Origin of the sequence: Kitasatospora sp. NPDC059803, assembly GCF_042732255.1 — a bacterium.
Classification (GTDB): Bacteria; Actinomycetota; Actinomycetes; order Streptomycetales; family Streptomycetaceae; genus Kitasatospora.
In genome coordinates this window covers 85976-98586 of sequence record NZ_JBHWIJ010000001.1, presented here as the reverse complement: position 1 = coordinate 98586, position 12611 = coordinate 85976, and the positions used below count along the sequence as shown (strand labels likewise).

The following is a 12611-nucleotide window of genomic DNA, read 5'->3' as shown; positions in this document are numbered from 1 at the left end:
CCACCGCTTGGTGAGAGAGGTCTGGCTCGCGGGGGAGAGTGTTTCTGTTGAGGGGCCGCGCGCCCTCTCCGTGAGTGGGTGCGGAGGCGCCCGGCGCCCCAAGGGGCGCAGCCAGGAGCACGAAGGCCACGACCCCACGAACGAGGAGACTGCGGACTCGAGAGTGCGTCATATTCCAACGGTAGCGATATGCATACGATATGTGATGCTCACGTCTCGATCAGGGGGCGTGAGACGGCATGCACGCGCCGATCGATCGAAACCTGCGCCCGGGAGAGCCCCTGCTGCTCGCCGCGTTCGTCCGGACTCGTCCGGGCTCGGGTCACGGGGCGGCCGGTGGTCGGTGGGCCGCCCGGCTGCGGACATTCGGCCCTATCTCACCTCGGCCGGTCCACGTCCGGATGCGGAACTTCCGTGTGGCATAGCCAATTTGGGTGAAGGTTTGCCCACCGATCGACGGCAGGGCGACGGGGCGCCGTAGCCTCGGTGGCGACCCGTCGCCGCCGAGGTGCGCGATCCGTTCGGTGCCACGGGAATTCGTCGACTCGGAAAGGCCATCGGCAGAAATGACACTCTCATCGGGCTCATCGGGCGGGAACGACGCGACGACCGGCGGGCCCTCCCGCCGCAGGGTCCTCAAGATCGGCATCGGCGTCGCCGTGGGGGCGGGGGCCATCGGCTCGGGTGCCCCCGCGGCGATCGCCGGCGGTCCGAACGACCCTCCGAGCCCGACGGTCGCGACCAAGGTGAAGAACCTCAGCGGCCCGGTCGAGACCGGGCCGTTCGCCTCGCCGTGGACCGACCTCGGCATCCCGGTGCTGTGTCCGGACGGCACCATGCTCTTCGTCTGCGGCGACACCTTCGACGGCGCCCAGGTGGGCGCTGCCGACTGGCGTGCCCCGGTCGGCCTGCGCTCCAGCAGCGCCGACCTGAACAACCTGCGCATCGACGGCAGCGTCGGCGGCAGCCACGCCAACAGCCTGGTCGACGAGCCGCACAACCCCGTCGGCGACAAGGCCACGACGGCGATCCCGTCCGACGTGTTCGTCGTCGACGGCGTGATGTACATGCACCTCATGCGCGGCGTCATCTACGACACCCACCACACCGACTTCTGGCGCTCCACCGACAACGGTGAGACCTGGCAGTACCTGTGCCAGTGGCCGGGCGACCTGTACGGCGGCCAGTTCCAGCAGAAGACGTACGCCGTGGCCGACGACGGCTACTGCTACGTCCTGTCCACGGTCTTCAACCGCGACGTGGAATCGGGAATGCTGCTGCACCGGGTACGGAAGGAGAGCCTCGGCAATCCGGACGCCTACGAGCCGTGGGGCTACGCCGACGGCGGCTGGCGGTGGAACGCGCCCGCCCCGACGACCGTCTTCGGCACCCGCAAGTGGGGCGAGATGTGCTTCCGCGCCATGGACGGCAAGTACGTCCTCACGTGGCTGAACATGGACCAGTTGTCGATCAGGGCGATGGTCTTCGCCCTCCCGACCTCGGACCTGACCACGACGCTGGAGCAGGCCATGATCCTCCCCTGCGCCCCGGGCCAGGAGGTCGCCAACCTGGTCGCCAGCCCGTACGGCGGTTTCGTCATCCCCGGCTCGACGTTCGGCAACTTCCACATCGTCGTCAGCCAGTGGTACGACCCGACGAACTACCGGATCATGCAGTACCGGGTCAACATGCTGTCCTGAGCGCGTACCGGCTTCGGGCCCGATGCCGCCGGCCTCGCGTCGGCCCGGGGCGGCCTCGCGTCGGCCTCGCGTCGGCCCGGAAATCGTGTCGACCGTGCTCGCCTCGTCCGGTACGGTCGCGGGGTTGTTTCGCCGCCGGGAGCCCGCGCCGTTCGCGTGTGGTCTCCCCGGCGGTTCCCCGGCTGAGAGCAGGTATTCGTCATGGCGTGTCGTATCGGTGAGCTGGTGCTCGGTTGCCGCGACCCCGAGGTGCTGGCGCGGTTCTGGTGCGAGGTCCTTGACTTCGTCGTGCTCGGTCGCGAGGACGACGGCTCGATGGAGATCGGGCCGCGCGAAGGGTTCGGCGGTGCGCAGCCGACGATCTTCCTCAGCCGCCGGGACGAACCGGAGCCGGGCAAGTCCCGGCTGCACATCGACGTGAACGCCACCGACCGCGATCAGGACGCCGAGCTCGAACGCCTTCTGGCGCTCGGCGCCCGCCCGGCCGACATCGGCCAGACCGGGCAGGAGCAGTGGCATGTCCTGACCGACCCCGAAGGCAATGAGTTCTGCCTGCTCAAGGCCCGCATCGACCCGCTCTGATGCCCATCGGCCTCGAATCTGACGTGGCGAAAGTCGTGTGCAGAGACGTTCAACCGAGAAGGCCAGGGAGGACGAACCCGTGAAACGTGCGCCGGTGAAGGTGAAGCAGCGAGCGGGCGGCGCTGGGATTCTGCTGTTGATTCCCGCCGCGGCGCTGCTCGCCTCGGGCTGTGCGTCCGCACCGGAGAGCAGCGCCGCCGGGCAAGGTGAGGGCCGCCGCCCGATTGCCGTCGCGACGACCCCGGCGGAGGTGCGGACGGATGTCGAACCGTTGAAGCGCCACTTCCCGCAGCTGGGTGAGCTGTCCGCGACGAAGTGGGTCGGCCGGGTGCTGACGAAGAACTCCGTGCCGGAGGTCCCCGGTCCGACCGACGTGAGCCTGGACGGGGTGGCGAAGCTCGATCCGGCGACGCTGACGGCGATCACGGGCAGCGGGACGTGGCGGGAGGGCGGCATCGGATGCGGTGTCCCGCAGGAGATAGCCGCCGAGGTCGGGGACACGATGGCGTGGCTCCACAGTGAGGCCTTCGACAAGTCGGTCACGCGGACCCAGTACACGGGGAGCTTCTACTTCGACAGGCAGACCAACCGCGTGTACTTCTGCACGGTGAACCCGAAGGACCGAACCAGCTGATTCCCGCCGTCCGGCGGTTCGCTGCTCGCCCGATGGCGCGGGGCCGGGGTCCGATGGCCCCGCGCGATCGGCTAACGGGAGAAGTAGGCCTTGACGCTCACGGCCGGTCCACCCGAGTATTTCTGAACGGCCGTCCTTGCGTCTCCAGACACAGCCACGGAAACGGTGCCTGCGGGAGGAACGGTGATCAGCCCGCCGATCGGGACCACTTCAATCGCCTGCTGGGGCGTTCCGGCCGGTGTCTGGTTGTAGACCAGGTAGACGATCCGGACCGATACGGCCGCGTTGTTCGGGTTCTTCACGATGACCTGGTCGAATGCGTCGAACTTGGTCAGCTGCTGGCCTGCGGAATCCGCCGGCTCGGCCTCGACCGCGGACGCGTCCGCCGGAAGGTCCGCCGCGGCGAGTTCTTTGACGGTCACTCTGACATTGGCGACCCGTTGGGCGTCAGCCCCGTGGAAGGCCAGGACGTCGTAGCCACCGCCGGGCTGGATGACGAGACTGCCTCGGTCACTCCCGTACGCCGTGGTGACCTGCACGTCGGGCAGATCGTTACCGCTGCCGTCCACTGCCGTGATCGTCAGAGTGGGCGCCGCGCTGGCCTGCCCGTCGTTGTCGATGGACAGCGTCTGATCGATGTACTCATGTTTGCCCAGCGCGTGGTAACTGAAGGACAGTGATGTGGCTGTCGGGCCTGGTGCAGCGGCAGGTGTGGCGGGAGTTGCGGCAGTCGGCGCCGCATCGGTCGCGCTACTTGCTTGGGACGGCCCCTTCGCGGGGGTCGTGGAGGCACCACTCGGGTCGCAGCCGGTCAACGCGGCGACACCGAGGACGATGCCCACAACCGCCCGGATCCGGAGGGCGGAGGTGCCCCGCCTGCTCCGAACGAAAGATCGATCAATCCTTGACATTTGCCGGAGACTAGCGCAAGCGGAGGACACGGGGGCTCCGCTCTTCGCTCCCGACTGGGCGGGACGGCAGCAGCCGCGCCCGCAGACGTGAGTTCTCCGCACTGTTTGGCGCTGCCCCAGCGATGTCGAACACCGGTGAGCCGACGAGCCGCCAGCGGCAAGGCGCCCGGCTCAAGGTGTGTGCTGCTACTCGGTGCGGCTCCGAAGCGCGGCGAGGGTCTCCTCGACCAGCGCCCGTGCCTCGGCCACTGTGGCCGCCAGCAGTTCGGCGCTCTCTCCGGGCGCCCCCAACAGGCGGCGGACTCGTGGGCCGAAGCCGGTTGGCGCGGCCGGAAGTGTCTCGGCGACGGCCAGCGCGCCCTTCTCGTTGAGGCACCAGCGCCGGCCGTCGGCGAACATCGCTTGCACCAGCACGCCGACGGCCCGGGACAGGCAGAGTGAGACGTACAACGTGTCCGCCCGTGCCGCGCCTTTTGCTGCGGCGCCGACCAGGAATTCCGCCTCCCAGGCTCCCGCCGCCAAGGCCTCTCGCAACGGTTCGGGGTAGGTCGAGGCCTTCTGCTGAAGGTCCGTCAGTTCGCGGGCCGGGTCGGCCAGGACCTGGCCGAGCGCCACCTCGCCCGCGTAGCAGGGCGACCAGAAGCCGAGGGGATGTCCCGCCTGCACGCCGACTTCGTACCGGCCTTCGCGGCAGTCCGCCCACACCTGCTCGACCCGGTCCACGTCCCGCAGGATCCAGTCCACCGCCACGCCGTCGACCTGCAGCCACGCGCCGCCGTTCACCCACGGCCCCCAGCCGCCCGGGCCGGCCACCTCCACCTCGGGGCCGGCCAGCGCGCGCAACGCGGCGAGATCGAGCCCGCCACGGTAGTAGACGCCGAGATCCCAGTCCGAATCCGGCCGGTGCTCTCCGCGGGCCCGGCTGCCGCCGAGCATGACTCCGACGACGCCCGGCACCTCGGCCAGGCGGTTGGCCATCTCCTCGATGATCGCTCGCACGGAGCGAGTCTGGCAGTCACCCATGCGTCGGGCCAGCCGTTTCCGCCGGTGGTCATCGGATGCGGGGGCTTCGAGGGCGGTGCGTGCCGGAGCCGGTGGTCGGCTCCGGCACCAAGGCCCCTGCCCGATGGGACAGTTGGCCGCAGGGGCGGCGTCAGACCTGGTAGCGGTCCGGGGCGAGCAGGTGCAGGTGTTCGGCGACCCAGTCGGAGGTGTGGCGCAGGCCCTCGTCCAGGCCGACCTGGGGCTGCCAGCCGGCCAGGTCGCATGCCTTGCGGTTGTCGGAGAGCAGCCGTTCGACCTCGCTGCCGCCGGGGCGCAGCCGGGTCGGGTCGACGACGATGTCGGCGTCCCGGCCGGAGGCGACGATCAGGGCCTTGGCCAGGTCGCCGATGGACACCTCGCTGCCGGTGCCGAGGTTGACGGTCTCGCCGAGCGCGCGGTCGGCGCGGGCGATGGCCAGGAAGCCTTCCGCGGTGTCGGTGGCGTAGGTGAAGTCCCGGGTGGGGGTGGTCGAGCCGAGCCTGATCTCCCGTGCGCCGGAGTGGAGTTGGGCCAGGATGGTGGGGATGACGGCGCGGGCGGACTGGCGCGGGCCGTAGGTGTTGAACGGGCGGACGACGGCGACCGGCAGTTCGAAGGCGTGCCAGTAGGAGAGTGCCATCATGTCCGCGCCGATCTTCGAGGCGGAGTACGGGGACTGCGGCTGGAGCGGGTGGTGCTCGTCGATGGGTGCGGTGATCGCGGTCCCGTACACCTCGCTGGTGGAGGTGTGCACCAGGCGGGCGCCGTGCCGCAGGCAGGCGGCGGCGATGTTCTGGGTGCCCACGACGTTGGTCTGCACGTAGGCCTCGGGGGCCTGGTAGCTGTAGGGGATGCCGATGAGCGCGGCGAGGTGGAAGACGGTGTCGCAGCCGGCGACGGCGTCCAGGACCCGGCCGGCGTCGCGGACGTCGCCGGCGAGCATCTCGACGGGGCTGTCGGGGTCGGCCAGGTAGTGGGCGAGGTATCCGCGCTCGGCGTACGGCTTGTAGTGGACCAGGGCCCGGACGCGGGCGCCGCGGGCGACCAGCAGGTCGACGAGGGTGCTGCCGATGAAGCCTTCGGCGCCGGTGACCAGGACGGTCCGGCCGGTCCAGTCCTGGTGTGCGGCGGGGGTGTTGGGGTGGGCGGGGCGGTTCATGGTGGTCCTCCGGTGGTTCGGGGCGGGTGGTCGGCGGTCAGTGGTCAAGCGGTCGAGCGGTCAGCGGTCGTACGGGCCGGGGACGGGGGCCGGGACGGCGGGCGGCGCGGGTGCCGGGGTCCGGCCGATGACGCGGAGCACCTTGGCGGCCAGCAGGTCGGCGGCGCGCGCGTGGTCGCCCGGGTCGGCGGCCTGCGCCATCGCGGCGAGCCGGGCCGGGTCGGCGAGCAGGGGTTCCACGAGGGCGGCCAGCCGTTCGCCGGTGCACTCGCCGTCCGGCAGCAGCAGGCCGGCGCCGGCGTCGGAGAGGACGCGTGCGTTGTGGGTCTGGTGGTCGTGCGGCGCGTGCGGGTAGGGCACCAGCACGGCGGGCATCCGGAGGCTGGAGAGTTCGGCGACGGTGGCCGCGCCGGCGCGGCACACCATGAGGTCGGCGGCCGCGTAGGCGAAGTCCATCCGGTCCAGGTAGGCGACGGCGTGCGCCACCGGGTTGCCGTCCAGTGCGGCCCGGACCTGTGCCAGCGCGGCCGGGCCGGTCTTGATCAGCAACCGCCGGTCGGTGCGGTGGCGCCAGCGTCCGGCCAGTTCGACGGCGGCCGCGGTGAGGCGGGCGGCGCCGAGGCTGCCGCCGTTGAAGACCAGCAGCCGGACGCCGTCCGGGACGGCGAAGTGCCGACGGGCCTCGGCGCGCAGCGCCGCCCGGTCGAGCTGGGCGACGGCGCCGACCAGCGGCATCCCGACGGTCTGCGCCGAACGGCCGGCGGGCAGGTGCTCGCGGGTGCGGTCGAAGGCGAGCGCGATGTGCGGGGTGAGCCGGGCGGCGAAGCGGTTGGCCCGCCCGGGCACCGCGTTCGACTCGTGCACCACGCTCGGCAGCCCGGCCATCTTGGCGCCGACGATCACCGGCGCGCTCGGATAACCACCCATGCCGACCGCGACCTGCGCGCCCTGGGCCCGCAGGATCTCCCGGCAGTCCCGGCCGGAGCGCAGCAGCGCCGCGGGCAGCAGGTAGCGGCGCGCGCCGAGGGAGGCGTCGAAGGGGATCATGTCGACGGTGTGCAGCCGGTAGCCGGCCTGCGGGATGAGGGTGGTCTCCAGTCCGCGTTCGGTGCCGACGAAGGAGATCACGGCCCGCGGGTCGGCTCTGCGCAGCGCCTCGGCCAGTGCGAGGCCCGGGTAGATGTGTCCGCCGGTGCCGCCGGCGCCGATCACCACCGACAGGGGGTGGGCCGGATCGTGGTTGGCATGGTTGCCGTGTTCTGTCCGCATGCCGTCGAGCTTGCTGAGGCCGCCTAAGAGAGTTCTCAGAGTCGTTCTGAGAGGGTTGTCCGCATGAGCAACGGGCAGAGAGTGCTGGTCGTCGACGACGATCCGGAGGTACGGGCCGCCGTCGAGGACGGGCTGGCCGTCGAGGGCTACCAGGTGCGCGGCGCCGCCGACGGGCTGGCGGCGCTGAACGAGGTGTCCGGCTGGCAGCCCGACGCGATGGTCCTCGACCTGATGATGCCCGTCCTCGACGGCCTGGCCGTCTGCCGCCGACTGCGGGCCCTGGGCGACCGGCTCCCGATCCTGGTGCTCACCGCGCGCGACTCGGTGAGCGACCGCGTCGACGGCCTCGACGCGGGGGCCGACGACTACCTGGTCAAGCCGTTCGCGCTGGACGAGCTGACCGCCCGACTGCGCGCCCTGCTGCGGCGCAGCGCCCCGGCCGCCGAGGAGCCCGGCTACCGCTTCGCCGACCTGGAGGTCGACCCGGCCACCCGGACCGGGAGCAGGGCCGGGCGGCCGGTGGAGTTCTCGCGCACCGAGTTCGCACTGCTGGAGGTGCTGCTGCGCCACCCCGGCCAGGTGCTCCCGCGCGAGGTGATCATGGAGCGGGTGTGGGGCGCCGACTTCGGCCCCGACTCCAACTCCCTCGCCGTCTACGTCGGTTACCTGCGCCGCAAGCTGGAGGCCGGCGGCGAACCCCGGCTGGTGCACACGGTGCACGGGGTCGGCTACCGGCTGGACCGGGCTTGAGGGCGCACGCGCGCTGGCGACGCCGGCGCCCGCTGCGCACCCGGCTGGCCCTCGCCTGCACGGCCGCGGTCGCCGTGGTGGCGCTCGGGATCAGCGCGGCCGCGTTCAGCATCGTCCGCTACGAGCTCAACCACCAGCTCGATCAGCACCTCACCCAGCAGGCCACCCTGGTGCAGCAGCAGCACCGCGACCAGGGGCCGCAGGTCGTCTACGGCGAGTGCAACTTCCTGGCCGCCCCGGCCTGCGCGCAGATCGTCTCCGCCGACCCCGGCAAACCGCCGAACGAGCCGTACCTGCTGCCCGTCACGCAGACCACCCGCCAGGTCGCGAACCGGCAGCGGGCCGGCTACTTCACCGACCTCACCATCGGCGGCCACCCGGCCCGGATGCTCACCACCCCGATGATCGCGGCGCCGCCCGGCGCCCGGCAGGCCGTCCAGGTCGCGCTGCGCGCCGACAGCGTCCAGGAGGGGGTGCGGCAGGCCGGCGCGCTGATGGCGGCCGTCGCGGCGGCGGGCCTGCTGCTGGCCGCCGTCCTCGGGCGCACCGTGGCCCGCACCGCCCTCGCCCCGGTCGCCCGGCTGACCCGCACCGCCGAACGGATCGCCGACACCCGGGACGCGGGGCTGCGGATCGACCTGCCGCCCGGGCGCCGCGAGGACGAACTGACCAGGCTGGCCGGCAGCTTCAACACCATGCTGGGCGAACTGGAGCAGTCCGTGGCCGCCCAGCGCAGGCTCGTCGCCGACGCCTCGCACGAGCTGCGCACCCCGCTGACGGCGCTGCGCACCAACGCCGAACTGCTGGCCCGTGCCGACCGGTTGACCGAGGGCCAGCGGGAGCGGGCGGCGGCCGCGCTGCACCGCCAGCTACGCGAGGTGACCGGACTGGTGAACGACCTCATCGAGCTGGCCCGCGACGAGGAGCCGCAGCCGCTGCTCGAACAGGTCGCGGTCGGCCGGCTCGTCGGGCACTGCGTCGACACCGCGCGCGGCCACTGGCCGGCGATCGCCTTCACCCTGGACGACGACGCGGACGGCGCCCCGGGCCACGGCGCCGCCGAGCGCACCGTCCCCGGCGTACCGGCCCGGCTGGCCCGACTGGTCTCCAACCTCCTCGACAACGCGGCCAAGTTCAGCCCGCCGGGCGCCACGGTCGAGGTCCGGCTCACCGCCGGACTGGAACTGACCGTCCGCGACCACGGCCCCGGCATCGCGCCCGAGGACCTGCCGTACGTCTTCGACCGCTTCTACCGGGCCTCCGCCGCCCGCGCCCTGCCCGGCTCCGGGCTCGGGCTCGCCATGGCGCGCCAGATCGCCCACGCGCACGGCGCCACCCTCACCGCCGAGGCCGCCCCCGGCGGCGGGGCGCTGTTCCGCCTGCGGCTGCCGGGCTGAACGGGACGGCCCGCTTCCGACCCGCCGTCCGAGCGCCCACCCGTCACCGCGCTGCCGGTTGGCGGCAAACGACGGCGCCACGGCGCGTACGCGGACCTGACGCCGGTTTCCGTGTCGGAGGCGAGGGAGTACGCGGAGAAGCACGGCTACGACCACCTGGCAGCGCTGACCGACCCGTCCTACTCCGACGACCCCCACCACGTCCGGTGCAGGTACTGCAGCCGCCTCGCCGCCGAACGGCTGGGGGGACATCGCGTTCGGTTGCCGGTGCCAGACCAACCCGAACCGCGCGCGACAGACCTCCAGCCAACGACGAGGACCCCCGTACCGTCACCGTTGCCGGGCTCGTGTGACTGGAACCGGTACCTGGCGGTTGGAACCGACAGGTGGCGGCGCCCTGGTCTCGCCACGCTGAGTCGCCTGAGCCAGCGACGCGTTGAGTGGGGTCTGCTCACGAGAGTTGAAACCGGTGCGGCCGGCGCCGACTAAGCTCACCTCCATGTCCGAGCCGGCCCCTGCCCCTCGTATGCAGTCCTTGATCAACCAGCTCCGGCCGGGGGCCATGAGAACGGTGAAGGTCACCGGGTTCGACGGAGCGGATGTCCTCGTGCAGCTCGTAGATGCCGAAGGGGAGAAAGCCGAGATCATTCCCTTTGGCGTGTTCGCGCAGCTTGATCCCGACGTTGTGGGATTCCCTCATCTCTCTGAGCTGACCGGCGAACCGGTCGAGACTCCGGATCTGCTTGTCGATGAAGGCGAGCTGATCACGGTGAACGTAGCCGAGGTCGACCTCCAGCGTCACCGGGTACGGCTACGCGCGGCCGGCGGAGCGGACACATCTCACGACTGGTCGCAAGAAGCGTGACCACCCGGTGCCAACAATCACGTCCCGCTGATCAGAAGACGCCAGCTCGCCTGGTCCTACTGGTTCCAACTACCGTGTCCTGGCTCATGACCGCGCCGGAGTTCAGTGGTTGCCGCCGAGAGGGAGTCCTGTGAAAGTCTGATTGTTTCATCCGTTGTTTCGAACTCGCCTTATGCTTACGAGGGTTGACGTCCATCGGGGATGCGGCCTGCTGTGGGCATGGGCGAGGGCAGGGCCTACCCGGGCGATCCTTTACCAGGCCCGTACCGGCTGCCAGTGGCGCCACCTGCCCCCAACTCAAGCTGAAATCCGACAAAGGTTCGCAGAACGCCCTCGCTGGGCGAGAAGTTCGCCATAGGCCACCTCCAGTTCCCTGTGAAGTTCGATCACAAATGAACTCGAACGGACGCTCTCGGGCCGGCTCGCAGCGGTGACGGTCAAGGCGAGGATCGGGCCGATGGTTTCTGTGAGAATGCCGCGCTTTCGGTACGAAGTGGCGTTTCACCCAACGGCGTTGCGGGGATGAAAGGGTTAATTCAACCGCCGGGCTGCCTATCCCTCCTCAGGGTGAGCGGCCCGTGGCTATGCCCAGTGTGCGGTCAGTCGTCGATGTGCCCCAGGGCGGGATCTGCGGTCCTGGACGATTTCTACACGACGGCTCGACGGGACGAGGGCAGCCCCCACCGAAGGGGTCCGCATGAGTACGGACGTTCAGATAGCAGCGCAGGAACTGCTGCCGATCCCCAGCCCTGTTGGCCACGCCCCCACCGGCCAGGTGGCGGCGGCAGGCCCCGAAGACCCTACGATCGCTGTCGGCACCAGTCCTGTCGGGCTGGCGTTCACCCCCAGCGGTGACCTCTACGTCACCAACAGCGGCTCGAACACTGTGACGCTGATCGACACCAGCACCGACACCGTCACCATCGCGAGCATCCCCGAAGGCGGCACCACCCCGAGCTGGCTGACGGTCGCCCCCAACGGCAACGCCTACATCCCCAACAACGGCTCGGCCAACGTGTCGGTGCTGAACACCGCCACCAACACGCTCGTGGGCGCCCCGATCCCGCTGTCCGGCGGTCCGGCCGCGGCGGTGGTCGTTCCCAGCGGCAACGTCTATGTCAGCCAGTTCTTCGCGAACAGCGTGTCCCTGATCAACACCACCACCAACACCGTTACGGGCGGGCCCATCGCCGTCGGCTCCAACCCGGTCGGAATGGCCGTCGCACCCAACGGCAACGCCTATGTCGCCAACCGAGGGTCGAACAACGTCACGGTGATCGACACCAGCACCAACACCGTGGTGGGCGCCGCCATCCCCGTCGGCACCCAGCCGAACTTCATCGCGATCGCCCCCAACGGCAACGCCTACGTCGCCAACATCGCATCCAGCAACGTGACGGTCATCGACACCACCACCAACACCGTCCTGGTCCCCAGCATCCCCGTCGGCTCCAGCCCTTGGGGAATCGCGGCCGCCACCAACGGCATCGTCTACACGGCCAACCTCGGGGCCAACAACGTGACGGTGATCGACACCAGCACCAACACCGTGGTGGGCGCCGCCATCCCCGTCGGCACCGAGCCGATCGACGTGGCGGTCGCCCCCAACAGCAAGGTCTATGTCGCCAACTTCGGGTCGAACAGCGTTAGCGTCTTTCAGGGCGCGCCCACGCTGAGCGGCATCAGTCCCAACCACGGATCCACCACCGGCGGCACCGTGGTGACCATCACCGGTACCAACCTGACCGGCGCCAGCGTCACCATCGGCGGCAACCCCGCCACCAACGTCATCGTCAATGCCGCGGGCACGCAGATCACCGCCACCACCCCGCCCGGGGCGGCCGGACCGGCCACCGTCACCGTCGCCACCCCCAGTGGCACCGCCAGTCTGGTCAACGGCTTCACCTACTTGGCCGACGCCACCTCGCTGACCGCGACCCCGGCGCTGGCCAAGCTGTTCCCGCCGCAAGTGTTCTACCCGTTCCTCAACGCCACCCTGGTCGACCTCGTCACCGGACTGCCGGTGCCCGGCCAGACCATCACCTTCAGCACCGGCAACCGGACCCTGGGCACCGCCATCACCAACGCCGAAGGCACCGCCCAGCTTTCCGAGGCGATCACCTTCCCGCTGATCCTCGCCAACGACGGCTACACCGCCGCCTTCGCCGGCACCGCCGGCCTGCTGCCCTCCACCGCCAACGCAGGCGTCATCATCCCGTAGCCGGCGAGGAGGCAGAAGACGAAGGCGGAGCAGGGCTCTTGGCGTAGTAGCCCGGGGAACGGAGACCTGAGAGCTCGTCACACAGTCCTGCGCTGTGATC

11 protein-coding genes are annotated in these 12611 nt (G+C 70.7%); 7 read left to right on the top strand and 4 right to left on the bottom strand.

The annotated features are described in order from the left end of the window. Window positions 1-566 precede the first annotated feature (566 nt). The 3 genes from ACFV6I_RS00485 to ACFV6I_RS00475 all read left to right on the top strand — a co-directional run bounded on the left by ACFV6I_RS00485 (window position 567) and on the right by ACFV6I_RS00475 (window position 2916). Window positions 567-1700: a DUF4185 domain-containing protein gene (locus ACFV6I_RS00485; protein ID WP_063352048.1), complete on the top strand. Its 1134-nt coding sequence runs from the start codon at window positions 567-569 to the stop codon at window positions 1698-1700. A 201-nt stretch (window positions 1701-1901) separates the two neighbouring features. Continuing rightward, on the top strand, window positions 1902-2282 hold the full coding sequence (locus ACFV6I_RS00480) for a VOC family protein (protein WP_363367504.1): 381 nt from the start codon (window positions 1902-1904) through the stop codon (window positions 2280-2282). A 94-nt stretch (window positions 2283-2376) separates the two neighbouring features. After that, window positions 2377-2916, top strand: coding sequence for a hypothetical protein (locus ACFV6I_RS00475; RefSeq protein ID WP_380423107.1), 540 nt, complete (start codon window positions 2377-2379; stop codon window positions 2914-2916). 71 nt (window positions 2917-2987) lie between these two features. Here ACFV6I_RS00475 and ACFV6I_RS00470 read toward each other — a convergent pair whose 3' ends face one another. The 4 genes from ACFV6I_RS00470 to ACFV6I_RS00455 form a co-directional block, all read right to left on the bottom strand. Next, entirely contained in the window at window positions 2988-3758 is a 771-nt protein-coding gene (locus tag ACFV6I_RS00470; protein ID WP_159398664.1) for a hypothetical protein, read from the bottom strand. 255 nt (window positions 3759-4013) lie between these two features. Further along, entirely contained in the window at window positions 4014-4850 is an 837-nt protein-coding gene (locus ACFV6I_RS00465) for a nucleotidyltransferase domain-containing protein (RefSeq protein WP_063352052.1), read from the bottom strand. A gap of 130 nt (window positions 4851-4980) precedes the next feature. Then, window positions 4981-6009 carry an SDR family NAD(P)-dependent oxidoreductase gene (locus tag ACFV6I_RS00460; RefSeq protein WP_063352053.1) on the bottom strand — a complete coding sequence of 343 codons (1029 nt, stop codon included), beginning with the start codon at window positions 6007-6009 and terminating at the stop codon, window positions 4981-4983. Between the two features lie 60 nt (window positions 6010-6069). Then, window positions 6070-7278, bottom strand: coding sequence for a glycosyltransferase (locus ACFV6I_RS00455; protein WP_063352054.1), 1209 nt, complete (start codon window positions 7276-7278; stop codon window positions 6070-6072). A gap of 63 nt (window positions 7279-7341) precedes the next feature. Here ACFV6I_RS00455 and ACFV6I_RS00450 point away from each other — a divergent pair, with 63 nt between their 5' ends. The 4 genes from ACFV6I_RS00450 (at window position 7342) to ACFV6I_RS00435 (ending at window position 12511) form a co-directional block, all read left to right on the top strand. Further along, window positions 7342-8028 carry a response regulator transcription factor gene (locus tag ACFV6I_RS00450; RefSeq protein ID WP_063352055.1) on the top strand — a complete coding sequence of 229 codons (687 nt, stop codon included), beginning with the start codon at window positions 7342-7344 and terminating at the stop codon, window positions 8026-8028. Further along, the gene (locus ACFV6I_RS00445; protein WP_380423106.1) at window positions 8025-9425 is read left to right on the top strand and encodes a sensor histidine kinase; all 1401 of its coding nucleotides are present in this window, start codon (window positions 8025-8027) and stop codon (window positions 9423-9425) included. The genes ACFV6I_RS00450 and ACFV6I_RS00445 overlap by 4 nt, the downstream gene beginning before the upstream one ends. A gap of 535 nt (window positions 9426-9960) precedes the next feature. Next, window positions 9961-10290: a S1 RNA-binding domain-containing protein gene (locus ACFV6I_RS00440; protein WP_380334631.1), complete on the top strand. Its 330-nt coding sequence runs from the start codon at window positions 9961-9963 to the stop codon at window positions 10288-10290. 697 nt (window positions 10291-10987) lie between these two features. After that, window positions 10988-12511 carry an IPT/TIG domain-containing protein gene (locus ACFV6I_RS00435; RefSeq protein WP_063352058.1) on the top strand — a complete coding sequence of 508 codons (1524 nt, stop codon included), beginning with the start codon at window positions 10988-10990 and terminating at the stop codon, window positions 12509-12511. Window positions 12512-12611 lie beyond the last annotated feature (100 nt).